The 16,304-nt window shown below is 63.2% G+C and carries 11 protein-coding genes and 2 pseudogenes; 2 read left to right on the top strand and 11 right to left on the bottom strand.

Going from position 1 to position 16,304, the window contains the following annotated elements; genetic code table 11:
* Positions 1 to 664 precede the first annotated feature (664 nt).
* Together ACIQUS_RS03045 and ACIQUS_RS03040 are read left to right on the top strand one after the other, a co-directional pair.
* A complete protein-coding gene (locus ACIQUS_RS03045) occupies positions 665 to 1,678 on the top strand; it encodes an extracellular solute-binding protein (protein WP_403042682.1) in 1,014 nt (337 codons plus the stop codon).
* Positions 1,678 to 3,243, top strand: a complete 1,566-nt coding sequence (locus ACIQUS_RS03040; RefSeq protein ID WP_403042679.1) for an ABC transporter permease — start codon at positions 1,678 to 1,680, stop codon at positions 3,241 to 3,243. Before ACIQUS_RS03045 ends, ACIQUS_RS03040 begins: the two co-directional genes overlap by 1 nt.
* A 73-nt stretch (positions 3,244 to 3,316) precedes the next feature.
* Here the strand turns inward: ACIQUS_RS03040 and ACIQUS_RS03035 are convergent.
* The 11 genes and pseudogenes from ACIQUS_RS03035 to ACIQUS_RS02985 form a co-directional block, all read right to left on the bottom strand.
* A pseudogene (locus tag ACIQUS_RS03035) lies at positions 3,317 to 3,811 on the bottom strand (methyl-accepting chemotaxis protein); the annotation flags it as partial.
* Positions 3,812 to 4,222: 411 nt separating this feature from the next.
* A pseudogene (locus ACIQUS_RS03030) lies at positions 4,223 to 4,435 on the bottom strand (methyl-accepting chemotaxis protein); the annotation flags it as partial.
* Positions 4,436 to 5,389: 954 nt separating this feature from the next.
* Complete coding sequence (locus ACIQUS_RS03025; protein ID WP_403042676.1) at positions 5,390 to 6,679, bottom strand: adenylosuccinate synthase; 1,290 nt, start codon at positions 6,677 to 6,679, stop codon at positions 5,390 to 5,392.
* A gap of 54 nt (positions 6,680 to 6,733) precedes the next feature.
* Positions 6,734 to 7,921: an ATP phosphoribosyltransferase regulatory subunit gene (locus tag ACIQUS_RS03020; protein WP_403042674.1), complete on the bottom strand. Its 1,188-nt coding sequence runs from the start codon at positions 7,919 to 7,921 to the stop codon at positions 6,734 to 6,736.
* Positions 7,922 to 8,199: 278 nt separating this feature from the next.
* Positions 8,200 to 9,069 carry a protease modulator HflC gene (gene hflC, locus ACIQUS_RS03015; RefSeq protein WP_285863356.1) on the bottom strand — a complete coding sequence of 290 codons (870 nt, stop codon included), beginning with the start codon at positions 9,067 to 9,069 and terminating at the stop codon, positions 8,200 to 8,202.
* Positions 9,069 to 10,229: an FtsH protease activity modulator HflK gene (gene hflK / locus ACIQUS_RS03010; protein ID WP_403042671.1), complete on the bottom strand. Its 1,161-nt coding sequence runs from the start codon at positions 10,227 to 10,229 to the stop codon at positions 9,069 to 9,071. Before hflK ends, hflC begins: the two co-directional genes overlap by 1 nt.
* A 96-nt stretch (positions 10,230 to 10,325) precedes the next feature.
* Positions 10,326 to 11,627: a ribosome rescue GTPase HflX gene (hflX, locus tag ACIQUS_RS03005; RefSeq protein ID WP_403042669.1), complete on the bottom strand. Its 1,302-nt coding sequence runs from the start codon at positions 11,625 to 11,627 to the stop codon at positions 10,326 to 10,328.
* A gap of 12 nt (positions 11,628 to 11,639) precedes the next feature.
* The gene (gene hfq, locus ACIQUS_RS03000) at positions 11,640 to 11,900 is read right to left on the bottom strand and encodes an RNA chaperone Hfq (protein ID WP_028945676.1); all 261 of its coding nucleotides are present in this window, start codon (positions 11,898 to 11,900) and stop codon (positions 11,640 to 11,642) included.
* 99 nt (positions 11,901 to 11,999) lie between these two features.
* Complete coding sequence (miaA, locus tag ACIQUS_RS02995; protein ID WP_403042667.1) at positions 12,000 to 12,971, bottom strand: tRNA (adenosine(37)-N6)-dimethylallyltransferase MiaA; 972 nt, start codon at positions 12,969 to 12,971, stop codon at positions 12,000 to 12,002.
* 1 nt (position 12,972) lies between these two features.
* On the bottom strand, positions 12,973 to 14,880 hold the full coding sequence (mutL, locus tag ACIQUS_RS02990) for a DNA mismatch repair endonuclease MutL (RefSeq protein ID WP_403042665.1): 1,908 nt from the start codon (positions 14,878 to 14,880) through the stop codon (positions 12,973 to 12,975).
* Positions 14,877 to 16,304: an N-acetylmuramoyl-L-alanine amidase gene (locus ACIQUS_RS02985; protein ID WP_403042662.1), complete on the bottom strand. Its 1,428-nt coding sequence runs from the start codon at positions 16,302 to 16,304 to the stop codon at positions 14,877 to 14,879. Before ACIQUS_RS02985 ends, mutL begins: the two co-directional genes overlap by 4 nt.

Below are 16,304 nucleotides of genomic sequence, written 5' to 3'. Positions count from 1 at the left end.
CAGCGTCGTACCGAAACCACAGAATAAATAGGCTCAGACACCAACACATATAAACGCCGCGCACCTTGATCAATATCCGCCCGCAATAAAACTCCTGACTGCAAAGGCTATTCTGAACACCAAGTAAGGCTGTTACTCGATGGTAGAACTCTGAAGATGGCGCAACAATCCCGATCGCGCTGACAACGTGGTGGGGTAGTTCTGAGGACGCATAAGGACTTTTCGTAAGACCGACTACTTTGCCTCGCCCCACGCCAAATTCTTGATAGGGATACACAGCGTAGTGGATCACCTGCAACGACCTACCGACCAACCTATTTTTGCTCAACAAGCGCAATATTCCTGTCGGTATCGAATAGCACCGTTCGATGTTTTAGCAGCATCTCCTCTCTTTGTACGCTCAGCTCGGAGCGTTCACGATTTAGGCTGTTTCAGCATGTTGAATTAGCCGGTGCTGGCCCTTGATCGAGAGGTGTCCGCTTCAACCTTCTCCAGCCGGGCAATTGAAAGGCTGTCGCCTCTGAAGAGCCAGCCATTAGAACGAGCCTCCTGTAGAGGACAAAAAGATAGCCTGCTCATTAATTTTTGGGCGCAAGCGCATTTGAGAAACGACATCGTTTATCATTGTTTCCAGATATGTAGCCGCAAGCGAGGAAGTACCCGCATGACGTTCCGCAATAACCCCCTGTTGCGCGGCCTGGCCGTCTCTGTTTTTGCCATGCTGCTGGGCACCCCAGCCGCCATGGCCGCCGACGCCGTCGCGCTGACCCTGTACAACGGCCAGCACAAGGAAATCGGCGAAGCCATCGCCAAGGCCTACGAGGCCAAGACCGGCATCCATATCAATATCCGCAAGGGCAGCAGCAACCAGCTGGCCAGCCAGGTCATCGAAGAAGGCGAGCGCTCGCCTGCCGATGTCATCTATACCGAAGAATCGCCGCCGCTGAACAACCTCGGCGAGTTGGGCCTGCTGGCAAAAATCGACGACTCGACCCTGCAAATGCTGCCCAAGGAGTTCGTCGCCAGTAATGGCTCCTGGATGGGCGTAACGGCTCGCACCCGGGTGGTTGCCTTCAATCCCAAGGTGATCGACGAGAAGGAACTGCCACCCTCGGTCATGGACTTCGCCAACCCGGAGTGGGAAGGCAAGGTCGGCTTCGTGCCCACCAGCGGCGCCTTCCAGGAGCAGGCCGTGGCCATCCTCAAACTGCATGGTCGCGAGGCAGCCGAAGAATGGCTGACCGGCCTTAAAGCATTCGGCAAGACCTACACCAATAACATGGTTGCGCTCAAGGCGGTGGAAAACGGCGAAGTCGCCGCTGTGCTGGTAAACAACTACTACTGGTATGCCCTGAAAAAAGAGCGCGGCCAGCTCGACTCCAAGCTCTATTACCTGGCCGATGGCGACGTCGGCGGCCTGATGACCATCTCTGGCGCGGCCGCCGTCAAGGCCAGCAAGCATCCCAAGGAAGCCCAGGCCCTGCTGGCCTGGATGGCCAGCGAAGAAGGCCAGCGGGTGATCACCCAGACCACCGCCGAGTACCCGCTGCACAAAGGCATGGTCTCGGACCAGGGGCTCAAGCCATTCGAGGACCTGCGTCCGCCGAAGATCACCCCGGCCGACCTGGGTAACGCCGAAGAAGCCCTGGAGCTTGAACGCGAAGTCGGCCTGCTCTGATGAGTGCCGCACTGCCTGAACAGGCACTGACCGGTTTCGTGCCACGCCGCAAACGTCCTTCGATCTGGGTGGTATTGCCCGTACTGCTGTTGGTGGGCCTGAGCCTGCTGCCCCTGCTGTATGTCGGCCTCAAGGCCTGGCAGGCCGGCTGGCACGAAGCGTTGCGCCTGCTCTGGCGCCCGTTCGTCTGGGGCCTGATGCGCAACACCCTGATGCTGATGGTCGGGGTGACGGTGGCGTGCGCCGTTCTCGGCCTGGCCCTGGCCTGGCTGCTGGAGCGCAGCGACCTGCCGGGACGGCGCCTGTGGGGCGTGATCCTGTGCCTGCCGTTTGCCGTGCCGGCCTTTGTCAGCGGCTTTACCTGGGTATCGTTGAGCCCGCGCTTCGAAGGCCTGGGCGGGGCGATCCTGGTGATGAGCCTGTCCAAGTACCCGCTGGTGTTCTTGCCAGTGGCCGCCACCTTGCGCAATCTCGACACGTCCCTGGAGGAGTCGGCCCGCACCCTGGGGCAAAACCGCTGGGGCGTGTTCTTCAGGATCACCCTGCCGCTGCTCTGGCCCTCGATCCTCGGCGGCAGCCTGCTGATCGCCCTGCACATGCTGGTGGAGTTCGGCGCCCTGTCGATCCTCGGCCTGCAAACCTTCACCACGGCCATCTACCAGCAGTTCGAACTGGAATTCAGCAACGCCAACGCTGCCATGCTGTCTGCAGTGCTGCTGCTCATGTGCCTGTTGATGCTCTGGCTGGAGCTTCGGGTGCGCGGCAAGGCGCGGCATGTGCGTATCGGCCAGGGCGTAGCCCGGCGTGGCGCCCCCATTCGCCTGCGTGGCTGGATGCCACTGGGCCAGCTGTTCTGCCTGGTACTGGCGCTGCTGGGTAGCGGCATTCCGCTGGGAATGCTCGGCTACTGGTTGAGCGTCGGCTCGTCTGCCGCCTTCCCGGTTGCCGACATCAGCCGCGCGCTGTTCTCGTCGCTGTCGCTGTCACTGGGCGGCGCCGGCCTGAGCCTGCTGCTGGCCTTGCCGGTGAGCTTCCTGGTGGTGCGCTACAAGGGCCGCCTTGCCATCTGGGCCGAGCGCCTGCCGTACCTGCTGCACGCCCTGCCGGGCCTGGTGATTGCCCTGACACTGGTGTATTTCGCCTTGCACTACGTACCAGCGCTCTACCAGACCACGGGGTTGCTGCTGCTGGCCTACGCCCTGCTCTTCCTGCCCCTGGCCCAGGCGCCGGTGCGCACGGCGCTGAACAAGGCCGCCCCGCAGCTCGAAGAGGCCGCACGCACCCTTGGCGCCACACCGTTCAAGGCGTTTTGCCGGGTGACCCTGCCCATTATCTTCCCGGCCCTGGCAGCGGCCTTTGCCCTGGTGTTTCTCGATGCCATGAAGGAGCTGACGGCCACCTTGCTGCTCAGCCCGACCGGCATGACCACGCTGGCCACCGAGGTCTGGGCACACACCGCCAACGTCGAGTTCGCGGCGGCGGCGCCCTATGCGGCGTTGTTGATTGTGGTGTCCGGCTTGCCGGTGTATCTGCTGACGACGCGGATGTACCTCAACCGCGCTTGAGGCGTTGACAGTATCGCGGGGCAAGCCCGCTCCCACAGTGCAGTGTGGGAGCGGGCTTGCCCCGCGATTGTCCTCAGGCCCTGAACTGCCCGAGGCTTGCCTTGAGCTGCGCCGCCAGGTCGTCCAGCACCTTGCTGCTGGCCGTGGTTTGCATCACCACCTCGGCAGCGCGCTCGGCCTGGGCATGGATGGTTTGCACCCGGCCACGCACAGCCTGAGCCCCATGGGCCTGCTGCTCAGCCGCACGGGTAGCCAGGCCGATGGCTGCATGTACCTGCTCCACCGATGCCTGTACCGACTGCTGCACCCGCGCGTTGTCACGCAACACCAGCAAGCCCTCGCTGGCTTGGCGCCCGGCCAGGCTGATCGCCGCCACCGCCTCCTTCGCCCCTTGCTGCAGGGCACCGATATGCGCCTGGATATCGCCGGTCGAGCTTTGGGTCTTGCTGGCCAGCGCCCGCACCTCATCGGCGACCACAGCAAAGCCACGCCCGGTTTCACCTGCCCGCGCCGCTTCGATTGCGGCATTGAGCGCCAGCAGGTTGGTCTGCTCGGCAATGCCGTGGATAACCGTCAGCACCACCTCGATCTGCTCGCTCTGCCGGGCCAGGCGCTCGATGACTTGCGAACCGGTTTCCACCTGGCCGGCCAGTTCCTCGATCAGCTTGGCCACCTGGGTCGAAGTACGGCTGTTCTCGTCGGTGGCCTGGCGAATATCCACCACCTGTTGCAAGGCCGACTGCATGGCCTGGCTTTCCGCCTGAGCCTCGTCGGCCATGGTCGACAGGTCACGCAGGCTTGCCGCCACTTCATCACGCTGCAGTTCGGCGGCGGCATCGGCGCCAGCGTTGCGCTTGGCCATGGCACCGATTTCGATGCCGGTGCGCTGGGCCACCTCGCCGGCTTCACGCACGATGGGCTGGAGCTTGTCGACGAACTGGTTGACGGCGGCGGCCATGTCGCCGATCTCGTCACGACTGTCGATCGCCACGCGCTTGGTCAGGTCCCCCTCACCGGCCGCCAGGTCATTCAAGGCGGCAATCAGCAGGCGCAGCTTGCTGACCACCCGCCGCCCCAGCACCACGGCCACTACCAGCAGCACGCCAAGGCCCACCAGGGCCAGACCCACGCCGATGTTCCAGCGCAAGGTCGCGGCGGCGTCCTGAACGCTGCGAGAAGTATTGGCCTGCATGCCGGCCGCACTGGCCTGCGCCGCCTCAAGACGCGCACGCAAGGCCTTGTTGCTGTCAGCGGCAGCGCCTACCAGACTCTCGCCGACCAGTTGATCACCGCTGGCGATCAACGCCGAGAAGCGCTGGTCGAGGGCCTTGAGCTCTGCATCCACCGCTGCCGTGGAAACCCCCATCAGCACCTTGCCGATTTCCACGCCATTGGGGTTGATCGAGGCTTCGACGAAGTACACCGAAGGGTCGTTGCGCGCAGCATCCAGCACCTTGTCCAGGGCCCGCTCGCCCTGGCCTTTTTCCAGCAGGGTCTGGTTCACCGGGTGCTGGCGGTTCAGGTAACGGGTCAGGTGCTGGCCCTGGGCATCGTCATACACCACAAACAGCACGTTGGGGTTGCGCTGGGCGCGGCGCGAGAACTCGGAGAGGGTCGGCACGTCGTTGTCCCACATGGCCCGTGGCGCCACCGAGGCCAGCAGTTCGGCCATGTCGTTGGCCGAGTCCTTGAGGTTTTTCTCCAGGGTCGCGCGCAACTGGGTCTGCTCACCCTGCAGGCGAGTCGACAGGCCGGCGGTCAACCGCTGGCGGGTGCTGGCAGACAGACTGTCGAGGCCCGAGCTGACTTCCCGCCCGGCTTGCTCAAGCTCTGTGGATAACGTCTGGCTGTCGGCCGACAGCCGCTTGCCCAGGTCCGCCTCAAGGGTGGTGACGGTGCTCCGGGTCAGCGCGACCGCGACCAGCACCTGCACCAGAAGAGCGATACCAAGAGCAACAAAGACAGGCCGCAACAGGCGGCTTCGTAACAGTGAGAGAACGGCTGACACGAAAGAACCCTCTACGACTGGGGCCATTAAAGTGATGGCAACCCTGGAGCGATTCTTACAGCAAAGGTTGTGCCGAACAGCAGGCAGAAACGACAAAGGCCCCTATGAAGGGGCCTTTGTCTTTACATCGATCGCCGATCAGGCAAACGGATGACGCAGCACGATGGTCTCGTTGCGGTCCGGGCCGGTGGAGACGATGTCGATCGGCGCGCCGATCAGCTCTTCAACGCGCTTGATGTAAGCACGCGCATTGGCTGGCAGCTCTTCCAGGGTTTTGGCACCCACAGTCGACTCGGTCCAACCCGGCACTTCTTCGTACACAGGCTGCAGTCCGACGTAGCTGTCAGCGTCAGTCGGGGCAACGTCCTTACCTTCTGCATCTTTGTAGCCGACGCAGATGTTGATGGTTTCCAGACCGTCGAGTACGTCCAGCTTGGTCAGGCAGATGCCCGAGATGCTGTTCACATCGATAGCGCGACGCAGGATAACGGCGTCGAACCAGCCACAACGACGAGCACGACCGGTAGTCGCGCCAAACTCGTGACCTTGTTTAGCCAGGTGCGCACCTACTTCGTCGAACAGTTCAGTCGGGAATGGACCCGAACCTACTCGCGTGGTGTAAGCCTTGGTGATGCCCAGGATGTAGTCCAGGAACATAGGACCAACACCCGAACCGGTAGCAACGCCGCCAGCGGTGGTGTTGGAACTGGTCACGTAGGGGTAGGTACCGTGGTCGATGTCCAGCAGCGAACCTTGGGCGCCTTCGAACATGATGTCCTTGCCAGCGCGACGCAGGTCGTGCAGCTCGGCGGTCACGTCCAGCATGAGCGGCTTGAGCAGCTCAGCGTATTCTTTGCATTCGGCCAGGGTCTTGTCGAAATCGATGGCTGGCTCTTTGTAGTAACCAACCAGCATGAAGTTGTGGTACTCCACCAGTTCACGCAGCTTGTCTTCAAAGCGCGGCATGTTGAGCAGGTCGCCAACACGCAGACCACGACGCGCGACCTTGTCTTCGTAGGCTGGGCCAATGCCGCGGCCGGTGGTGCCGATCTTCAGCTCGCCACGGGCCTTTTCACGGGCCTGGTCCAGCGCAACGTGGAAGGACAGGATCAGCGGGCAGGACGGGCTGATGCGCAGGCGCTCGCGCACCGGTACGCCCTTCTCTTCCAGCTTGGTGATCTCACGCAGCAGGGCGTCCGGTGCAACCACCACGCCGTTGCCGATCAGGCACTGTACGCCTTCGCGCAGCACGCCCGACGGAATCAGGTGCAGCACGGTCTTCTCACCGTCGATCACCAGGGTGTGGCCAGCGTTGTGACCGCCCTGGTAGCGCACTACGGCGGCAGCATGTTCGGTCAGCAGATCGACGATCTTGCCTTTGCCCTCATCACCCCACTGGGTGCCCAGGACTACGACATTCTTACCCATAACACTTGTCCTCATTCGCGCAAACTTGGCGCCGGCTCATACCGGCGGGAAAACTCAAATGGCCAGCGGCAGAACCTGCCAAAGCCCGTTTTGCTGAATCAATTGCCGATCGCAATCCGCCTCGAGGGCGGCAGTCAGTGGCTGCCCAGGCAAGGCCTGGACCACCCGCTGACCGTCACTGCGCAATTGGCAGACCATCTGCCAAAGTGCCGCATCGCTGCTGTCGGGCATCCAGATCCCGCCAGACGGCAACACCACCTCGGCTCGCCCCAGTGTGACCAGGGTCTTCAAATCCGTGGAGAAACCGGTAGCCGGGCGTGCCCGGCCGAAGTCCGCTCCGATGTCGTCGTAACGACCGCCCTGGGCGATCGACTGACCGACACCTGGGACGAAAGCGGCAAACACCACACCGGTGTGGTAGTGGTAGCCGCGCAGCTCGCCCAGGTCGAAATACAGGGGCAGCTGTGGATAACGTGCCGCCAGCCGCTCGGCGATGGCCAGCAGGTCGTCCAGGGCCGCCAGCACCGCGGCCGGCGCACGGCCCAGGCGCACACGCGCCTCGGTCAGCACTTCACGGCCACCGCACAGTTCGGTGAGCGAGCGCAGCATGCCAGCAAGATCCGCCGGCAGGTTGGCGGTCAGCTCGATCACTTCGTCGATCGCCTTGCGCTGCAGGGCATCGAACAGCTGTTGCTCGACCGCGCCCGACAGGCCGGCCGCACGGGCCAGGCCGCGGTAGATACCGACATGACCGAGGTCCATGTGCACATCCGGCACATCGGCCAGTTGCAGCATGGCCAGCATCAGGCTGATCACCTCGACATCGCTGACCGGGCTGGCATCGCCGTACAGCTCGGCGCCGAGCTGGATCGGGCTGCGCGAGTTCGACAGTGCCCGTGGCTGGGCATGCAGCACGCTGCCGGCATAGCACAGGCGGCTCGGCCCTTCACGACGCAGGGTGTGCGCATCGATGCGCGCTACCTGCGGGGTGATGTCGGCACGAAAGCCCATCTGCCGTCCCGATTGTGGATCGATGACCTTGAAGGTGCGCAGATCCAGGTCCTGGCCGGCACCGGTAAGCAGCGATTCCAGGTACTCGATATGCGGGGTCACGACGAACTCGTAACCCCAGCTCTGGAACAGATCCAACACCTGGCGACGCGCGATCTCGATGCGCGTCGCCTCAGGTGGCAGTACTTCTTCGATGCCATCTGGCAGCAGCCAGCGGTCTACCGTTGCCATTACGCCATTTCCCCTATGGTCCGGGCGGCCTGCCCACGGGCGAAGCCTTGAGTGAAGCAGGTATCGACAAACAACGCGCGCAGCACTGATTCCAGCGCGACCGCCGTGCCAATACCCTCGAATACCTTGGGCTGCTCTGTAGACCGGAGCCAGGTTACGGCCGTTCGATCTTGCAGACGCAAAAAAGCCGGGAATTTCCCGGCTGCCGCATCATACACCCGTTTTCTCGCAGGATCACCCCGCCAGGCGTTTTAACCGCCCGGCGGGTGCAACCTTGCTTACGGCTTGGTCTTGTCCATGAAGCGGAAGAACTCGTTGCTCGGGTCGAGCACCAGTACGTCGCTCTTGTTGGCAAAGCTTTCGCGGTAGGCCTTGAGGCTACGGTAGAAGGCGTAGAACTCCTGGTCCTGGCCGTAGGCCTTGGCATAGATTGCCGCCGCCTGGGCATCGCCGTCACCGCGGGTCTCTTCCGATTCGCGATAGGCTTCAGCCAGCAGGACACGGCGCTGACGGTCGGCGTCGGCACGAATACCTTCGGCCAGCTCGTTACCCTTGGCGCGGTGTTCGCGGGCTTCACGCTCACGCTCGGTGCTCATGCGCTCGAACACGCTGCGGTTCACTTCCTTGGGCAGGTCGATGGCCTTGACGCGAACGTCGACCACTTCGATACCCAGTTCCTTGCTGGCCATGCGGTTCAGCGAGGCCGTGATGTCAGCCATCAGCGCGTCGCGCTCACCGGAGACCACTTCGTGCAGGGTACGCTTACCGAACTGGTCACGCAGGCCGCTTTCCAGACGACGCGACAGACGCTCATCGGCAATCTGCTTGAGGCCCGAGGTCGCGGTGTAGAAGCGCTCGGCATCCTTGACCCGCCACTTGGCGTAGGCATCGACCATCACCGCTTTCTTTTCCAGGGTCAGGAAGCGCTGGGTCGGGGCATCCAGGGTCATCAGGCGGGCGTCGAACTTGCGCACCTGGTTGACGTAGGGAACCTTCACATGCAGGCCAGGCTGGACATCGGCCTGGACCACGCGACCGAATTGCAGCAATACCGCGCGTTCGGTCTGGGCCACGATGTAGAAGCTGTTCCAGGCCACGATCGCCAGCACGACGCCAACGATCAGGGCGATCAGCGATTTATTGCTCATCAGCGGCTCTCCCTAGAACGCAACTGCTGTTGCTGCTGTTGCAGGTCCGCCGCCGCGCGATTGGCCGCATCGTTGACCGAGGCCGGCACGCTGCTGACCGGGGCGCTGCTGGTGCGGCTGCCTTCGACCATCTTGTCCAGCGGCAGGTAAAGCAGATTGCTCTGGCCATCCTTGCCGGAAACCAGGACCTTGCTGGTGTTGCTGTAGACTTCCTGCATGGTGTCCAGGTACAGGCGCTGACGGGTAACTTCAGGCGCCTTGCGGTACTCGGCGACCAGCTTGGTGAAGCGGTCGGCCTCACCCTTGGCACGGGAGACGACCTCGTCGCGGTAACCGTTGGCGTCCTCGATGATCCGCTGGGCCTGACCACGGGCTTCCGGCACCACGCCATTGGCGTAGGACTCGGCCTGGTTGCGGGCGCGCTGCTCGTCTTCGCGGGCACGGATCACGTCGTCGAAGGCTTCCTGCACTTCACGCGGGGCTGCCGCGCTCTGTACGTTGACCTGGGTGACGGTGATACCGGTACGGTAGGTATCGAGGAAACGCTGCAGGCGCTCCTTGATTTCCACGGCCATCTGTTCACGGCCTTCGGTCAGCACCTTGTCCATGGCGGTAGAACCCACCACGTGGCGCAGGGCACTGTCGGTCGCGTGCTGCAGGCTGACTTCAGGCTGATCGACGTTCAGCACGAAATCCTGCAGGTTGGTGATCTTGTACTGCACGGTCAGCGGTACCTCGACGATGTTTTCGTCTTCGGTGAGCATCTGCCCCTGCTTGGTGTAGGCACGCTCGCGCGTGACGTTTTCCATGTACTTGCGATCGATCGGCGGGAAGTAGATGTTCAGGCCCGGCCCTACGGTTTCGTAGTATTTGCCAAAGCGCAGCACCACTGCCTGCTCCTGTTCGTCGACCACATACACGGCGCTGTACAGCCAGATAGCTGCCAGCACGGCCAGCCCGACGCCGAGCAGGCCGAAGCCACCGCCCTTGCCGATGCTGTCTCCACCGCGTTTCTTGCCACTACCGAACATGCCGTTCAGGCTGTCCTGCAGCTTGCGGAAGGCCTCGTCGAGATCCGGTGGCCCTTTCTTGTCGCCACCACGGCGCCCGCCCCAGGGATCTTGATTGTTCGAGTTGCCACCCGGCTCATTCCAAGCCATAGCGCTCTCCATCTGATAAAGCAAAGACGCACCCACGGCGCGCCGTCCAATGCTACAGAATGCCTGTCACGGCTGCCCGGCCGCGTCGCCGGGCTTTTATTGCAAAGTGTGTTGCTCGATGAATTCCAGTGGCTTCAGACCTTCGCGACTGACCAGGCGATTGAACTCGACCCGGGACAAGCGCACGGCCAGAAGACTGCCGCCTTCATCGTCATGCTCTTCGCCCTGCACCGCACCTGCGGCAAAGAACTGCGCGCGCAAACGTGCGAAACGCTGTCCAAGGCGCAAGGTTCCAATAAACAGGTCATCCCCCAGCAACTCGGCGATCGCCTGCCCCACCAGCTCCAGGCCACGCCCATCACGCGCCGAGACCCAGACCCGCTGCGGCTTGCCGTCGGCATCGCGCTGGATCTGCGGCTCGACACCTTCGAGCAGGTCGAGTTTGTTATAGACCTCGAGGATCGGCAAGCCTTCTGCACCAATCTCCCCCAGCACCGCCATGACCTGCTCGATCTGCTCCATGCGATCGGGCTCATGGGCATCGATCACGTGCAACAGCAGGTCGGAGTTGCTCGACTCTTCGAGCGTAGCTCGAAACGCCTCCACCAGCTTGTGCGGCAGATGACGAATGAAGCCCACCGTGTCGGCCAGGACGATCGGCCCGACATCGTCGAGCTCGAGCCGGCGCAAGGTCGGGTCGAGGGTGGCGAACAGCTGGTCGGCGGCGTAGACCTCCGATTCGGTCAGGGCGTTGAACAGCGTCGATTTGCCGGCGTTGGTGTAGCCCACCAGGGACACCGACGGGATGTCCGCCCGCTTGCGGCCCCGACGGGCCTGCTCACGCTGGCTGCGTACCTTCTCCAGCCGCGACTTGATCTGGCGCAGGCGTACCCGCAGCAGGCGCCGGTCGGTTTCCAGCTGGGTTTCACCCGGGCCGCGCAGGCCGATACCGCCTTTCTGCCGCTCAAGGTGCGTCCAACCGCGGACCAGCCGCGTGCTCATGTATTCGAGCTGGGCCAGTTCGACCTGCAGCTTGCCTTCATGGGTACGCGCCCGCTGGGCGAAGATGTCGAGGATCAGACCGGTGCGGTCAAGCACGCGACACTCGAAGACTCGCTCGAGGTTACGTTCCTGACTGGGTGTGAGGGTGTGATTGAAAATCACCAAATCAACCTGCTCGGCGTTGACCAGGTCGCGCAATTCCTCGACCTTGCCGCTGCCAATCAGGTATTTGGCGGTGGGCTGATGTCGCGCCACATTGGCGAACGCGACAATATCGGCCCCAGCCGACAGTGCCAGCTCCTGAAACTCCTGCGGATCTTCGCGCGCCTCAGGGTTCTGACCTTCCAAGTGAACGAGGACCGCCCGTTCACCACCACCGTGGCGCTCAAAGAACAAAGCAGACTCCTATCAGGCGTTACCTGGCTCAGCGTCGCCATGCTCGGATTCGGATGCGCTTGGCAGACGGATCGGACGCACTGGAACAACGGTCGAGATGGCGTGCTTGTAAACCATCTGGCTGACGGTGTTTTTCAGCAGGATCACGAACTGGTCGAAAGATTCGATCGTGCCTTGCAGCTTGATGCCGTTGACCAGATAGATCGAAACCCCAACTTTTTCTTTTCTCAAAGTATTCAAGTAAGGGTCTTGTAGCGAATGCCCTTTTGACATATGCCGCACTCCTGTAAGGATCAATAGTAAAAAAAATTCAAAGAAAAACTGATGGCTCAAGCCGCCCCACCCCCAAGGATAGACGGCAATTACAAGGACTCAGCCCAATATGGAGACCGATCCGAGGTATTTCAAGGTGCGAGACAGATTGTCGCAAGCCAGGCTGTCCAACCAGTGCAGGTCAGCCCAACTACGCAACCAGGTGAATTGCCGTTTCGCCAATTGGCGAGTGGCAATAATGCCGCGCTCCTGCATCTCCACCGATGTTAACTTGCCATCAAGGTGATCCCAGACCTGGCGATAACCAACCGCCCGTATAGACGGCAGTCCCGCGTGCAAGTCACTTCTGGCTCGCAGCAATCGGACCTCGTCAACGAAGCCCTGTTCCAGCATTTGCCCAAATCGTAGCGCAATCCGCTCATGCAGTACGTGACGATCGTTTGGCGCTATGGCCAGGCTGGCGACAGTATAGGGCAAATGAGAGGCTCCCGAAGCGCCTGCGGCGCTACTTTCAGCCGATTGACGCTGGCGATGTGCCGTCATGCTCATGCCGCTGACCCGATAAACCTCCAGCGCACGAATCAGGCGCTGGGGGTCATTGGGATGAATACGCGCCGCCGATTCCGGGTCAACCGCCGCCAATTGCTGGTGCAGCGCCTGCAAGCCGAGGCGCGCAGCCTCCTCCTCCAGCTGGGCGCGCACCTGCGCATCAGCGGCGGGCATGTCGGCCAGGCCTTCAAGCAACGCCTTGTAATACAACATGGTGCCACCGACCAGCAGCGGAATATTGCCGCGGGCGGTGATGTCGGCCATCGCTTCCAGGGCATCACGGCGAAATTCGGCGGCCGAATAGCTCTGGGCCGGATCGAGGATGTCGATCAGGCGGTGCGGATGGGTGGCCAGCACTTCTTTCGAAGGCTTGGCGGTGCCGATATCCATGCCCCGGTAGACCAGCGCCGAATCGACGCTGATCAGTTCGCACGGCAGCACCTTGGTCAGTTCGATGGCCAGGTCGGTCTTGCCCGCCGCGGTCGGGCCCATCAGGAATATCGCGGGAGGCTTGCCACTCATCTTATCGACCGCGCAGGAACAGTTTGTCCAGATCGTCCAGACCCAGTTGGGTCCAGGTCGGCCGGCCATGGTTGCATTGACCGCTGCGCTCGGTGTTTTCCATGTCGCGCAGCAGGCCGTTCATTTCTGCCAGCGCCAGGCGCCGGTTGGCGCGAACGGCCCCGTGGCAGGCCATGGTGCCGAGCAGTTCGTTCAGGTGCGCCTGGATGCGGTCGCTGGTGCCGTACTCCATCAGGTCGGCCAGCACGTCCTGGACCAGGCGATTGGCCTCGGCCTGCTTGAGCAATGCCGGGATCTGGCGGATCGCCAGGCTTTCCGGGCCCAGGCGCTGCAATTCGAAGCCCAGGCGCTGGAACCACTCGGCGTGTTCTTCGGCGCAGTCGGCCTCGCGCTGGCTCAGGGCCAGGGACTCGGGCACCAGCAGTGGCTGGCCGCTGAGACCTTCGCTGGCCATGGCCACTTTCAGGCGCTCGTACATGATGCGCTCGTGAGCCGCATGCATGTCTACCAGCACCAGACCCACGGCATTCTCGGCGAGGATATAGATGCCCTTGAGCTGCGCGAGGGCGTAACCCAGCGGCGGGATGTCGCCCTGGCTGTCGGGCAGCGCGGCAGGCGCGGTGTCGTTCAACGGCGCGAAGAACTCGCGATAGACGCTCTGCGCCTCGGCGGCCGGCACCGGCTGCGCCGGGCGCGGGGTGTACTGGTATTGATAGCTGCCACCCCCTCCACCGCCATTGCTGCCGGCCATAGGCCGGCCCCCCGGCTCGGCCACAGGCTGCTCGAGCACGTTGGCGGCCAGGCGCATTTCGCCCTGGGGCCCGAATTCGCCCGCCTGCAGGCCGCTGGGACGGACAATCTCGCTGCTGGCTGCCGGTGCGGCCAGCTGATCTTCAGGACGGACATCGGCCAGCGCCCGGTGCAGGGTGCCATACAGGAAGTCATGGACCATGCGCCCGTCGCGAAAGCGTACTTCATGCTTGGTCGGGTGAACGTTGACGTCGACACCGGTAGGGTCGACCTCGAAGAACAGCACGAAGGTCGGGTGCCGACCATTGAACAGCACGTCGCGATAGGCCTGGCGTACGGCATGGGCGACCAGCTTGTCACGCACCGCCCGGCCATTGACGAAGAAGTACTGCAGGTCGGCCTGGCTGCGCGAGAACGTCGGCAGGCCGACCCAGCCCCACAGGTGCAGGCCGTTGCGCTCGACCTCGATCGGCAGCGCCTGCTCGAGAAATCCGGGGCCGCAAATCGCCGCCACACGGCGGGCGCGGGCGGTATCGTCATGGGCTTCGTGCAGGCTGAGCACGCTCTTGCCGTTGTGGCGCAGGTGAAAGCCCACATCGAAGCGTGCCAGCGCCAGGCGCCGGATGACTTCCTGCAGGTGATCGAATTCGGTTTTCTCGGTCTTGAGGAACTTGCGTCGGGCCGGGGTGTTGAAGAACAGGTCGCGCACTTCCACCGAGGTACCGACCGGATGCGCCGCCGGCTGTACCCGTGGCGCCATGTCGCGTCCTTCGGTTTCCACCTGCCAGGCCTGGTCGGCGTCGCGGGTGCGGGACGTCAGGGTCAGGCGCGCCACCGAGCTGATCGATGCCAGGGCCTCACCGCGGAAACCCAGGCTCATGACCCGTTCCAGATCTTCAAGATCGCGGATCTTGCTAGTGGCGTGACGGGCCAGGGCCAGGGGCAGGTCGTCGGCGGAGATACCACCGCCATCGTCGCGCACCCGCAGCAGCTTGACGCCCCCCTGCTCGACCTCCACGTCGATGCGCCGGGCACCGGAGTCCAGGCTGTTTTCCAACAGTTCCTTGATCACCGATGCCGGGCGCTCGACCACCTCGCCGGCGGCGATCTGGTTCGCCAGCCGCGGGCTGAGCAGCTCGATCCGTGCGCTACCGGTCATTGCTGGGCCGCCAGGGCAGTGCCGGGGATGCTCAGGCTCTGGCCGACCTTCAACTCATCGGTCTTGAGGTTGTTGGCCGAGCGCAGGTTGGCAATGTTGACCTGGTAGCGCACCGCGATCATGGCCAGGGTCTCACCCGGACGCACGCTGTGCTCGCGAGGCCCCTGGGCGATCTTGCCGCTGTCACGCAGGAAGGCGATGTAGGTGCCCGGCGGCGGGTTCTGCTGGAAGAACTGGCGCACGCCACTGTGAATCGAGCGCGCCAGGGACTGCTGGTGGCTCGGGGTGGCCAGCTTGGCCGCCTCGTTGGCATTGGAAATAAAGCCTGTTTCCACCAGGATCGACGGAATATCCGGGGATTTCAGCACCATGAAGCCCGCCTGTTCGACCCGGCGCTTGTGCAGCGGCGTGACCCGGCCCATGTTGCCCAGGACCTTCTGCCCGACGTTCAGGCTCGAACTCAGCGATGCAGTCATCGACAGGTCGAGCAACACCCCTGCGAGCATACGGTCCTTGTCATCGAGGCTGACGTTGCCGGCACCACCGATCAGGTCCGAACGGTTTTCGCTGTCGGCCAGCCAGCGTGCGGTCTCGGACGTTGCGCCGCGATCGGACAGGGCGAACACCGAGGCGCCGAAGGCGGCCTTGGACGGCGCCGCGTCGGCGTGGATCGAGATGAACAGGTCGGCGCCCTTCTTGCGGGCAATCTCGGTACGTTTGCGCAGCGGAATGAAGTAGTCGCCGGTACGCGTCAGCTCGGCGCGGAAACCTTTCTCGCTGTTGATCTGGCGCTGCAGTTCCTTGGCGATCGACAGCACGATGTCTTTCTCATGCTGGCCCTTGGAGCCGGACGCGCCCGGGTCCTCGCCGCCATGGCCGGCGTCGATGGCGATGACGATGTCACGCTTGCCGCTGGGCACCGGGGTCAGTTTGATCGCAGGCTGCGTCGGGGTCACCGGCACGGCTGGTGCGGTGGCGACCGGCGGGGTCGGTGGCGGCGGCGCGGCATCGGCGGCCTGGTCATACAGGTCGACCACCAGGCGGTTGCCGTACTGGGCGTTCGGCGCCAGGGTAAAGCTCTTGGGGGTGACCGACTTGGTCAGGTCAACCACCACGCGCAGGTCGGTAGGCGTGCGCTGGGCCGAGCGCACGCTGGTAATCGGGGTGTTGGAGGTCGATACCGTCAACGGGGCGGCCAGGGTCGCGCCATTGATGTCGATGACCAGGCGATCCGGGGCGCTTAGGGTAAACACGCTGTGCTGCACCGGCCCCGAGAGGTCGAACACCAGCCGTGTGTTATCCGGCGCTCGCCACAAACGCATGCTTTTGACTTGCGTGACGGCGGCCAGAGCATCAACAGTTACCGCCGTAAGCAGCAATCCTACGACCGCAACCACTGCGCGAATGCGCATACCTATCCCCAT

Origin of the sequence: Pseudomonas sp. NPDC090755 (assembly GCF_044769005.1) — a bacterium.
GTDB lineage: Bacteria > Pseudomonadota > Gammaproteobacteria > Pseudomonadales > Pseudomonadaceae > Aquipseudomonas.
The sequence above is the reverse complement of the archived record's forward strand: the minus strand, read 5'-3'. Positions and strand labels throughout refer to the sequence as shown.

Excerpts from the sequence above, each read along its gene's own strand:
- ACIQUS_RS03045 (WP_403042682.1), top strand. The coding sequence starts at position 665 with ATGACGTTCCGCAATAACCCCCTGTTGCGCGGCCTGGCCGTCTCTGTT.
- ACIQUS_RS03040 (WP_403042679.1), top strand. The coding sequence starts at position 1,678 with ATGAGTGCCGCACTGCCTGAACAGGCACTGACCGGTTTCGTGCCACGC.
- ACIQUS_RS03025 (WP_403042676.1), bottom strand. The coding sequence starts at position 6,679 with ATGGGTAAGAATGTCGTAGTCCTGGGCACCCAGTGGGGTGATGAGGGC.
- ACIQUS_RS03020 (WP_403042674.1), bottom strand. The coding sequence starts at position 7,921 with ATGGCAACGGTAGACCGCTGGCTGCTGCCAGATGGCATCGAAGAAGTA.
- hflC (WP_285863356.1), bottom strand. The coding sequence starts at position 9,069 with ATGAGCAATAAATCGCTGATCGCCCTGATCGTTGGCGTCGTGCTGGCG.
- hflK (WP_403042671.1), bottom strand. The coding sequence starts at position 10,229 with ATGGCTTGGAATGAGCCGGGTGGCAACTCGAACAATCAAGATCCCTGG.
- hfq (WP_028945676.1), bottom strand. The coding sequence starts at position 11,900 with ATGTCAAAAGGGCATTCGCTACAAGACCCTTACTTGAATACTTTGAGA.
- miaA (WP_403042667.1), bottom strand. The coding sequence starts at position 12,971 with ATGAGTGGCAAGCCTCCCGCGATATTCCTGATGGGCCCGACCGCGGCG.
- mutL (WP_403042665.1), bottom strand. The coding sequence starts at position 14,880 with ATGACCGGTAGCGCACGGATCGAGCTGCTCAGCCCGCGGCTGGCGAAC.
- ACIQUS_RS02985 (WP_403042662.1), bottom strand. The coding sequence starts at position 16,304 with ATGGGGATAGGTATGCGCATTCGCGCAGTGGTTGCGGTCGTAGGATTG.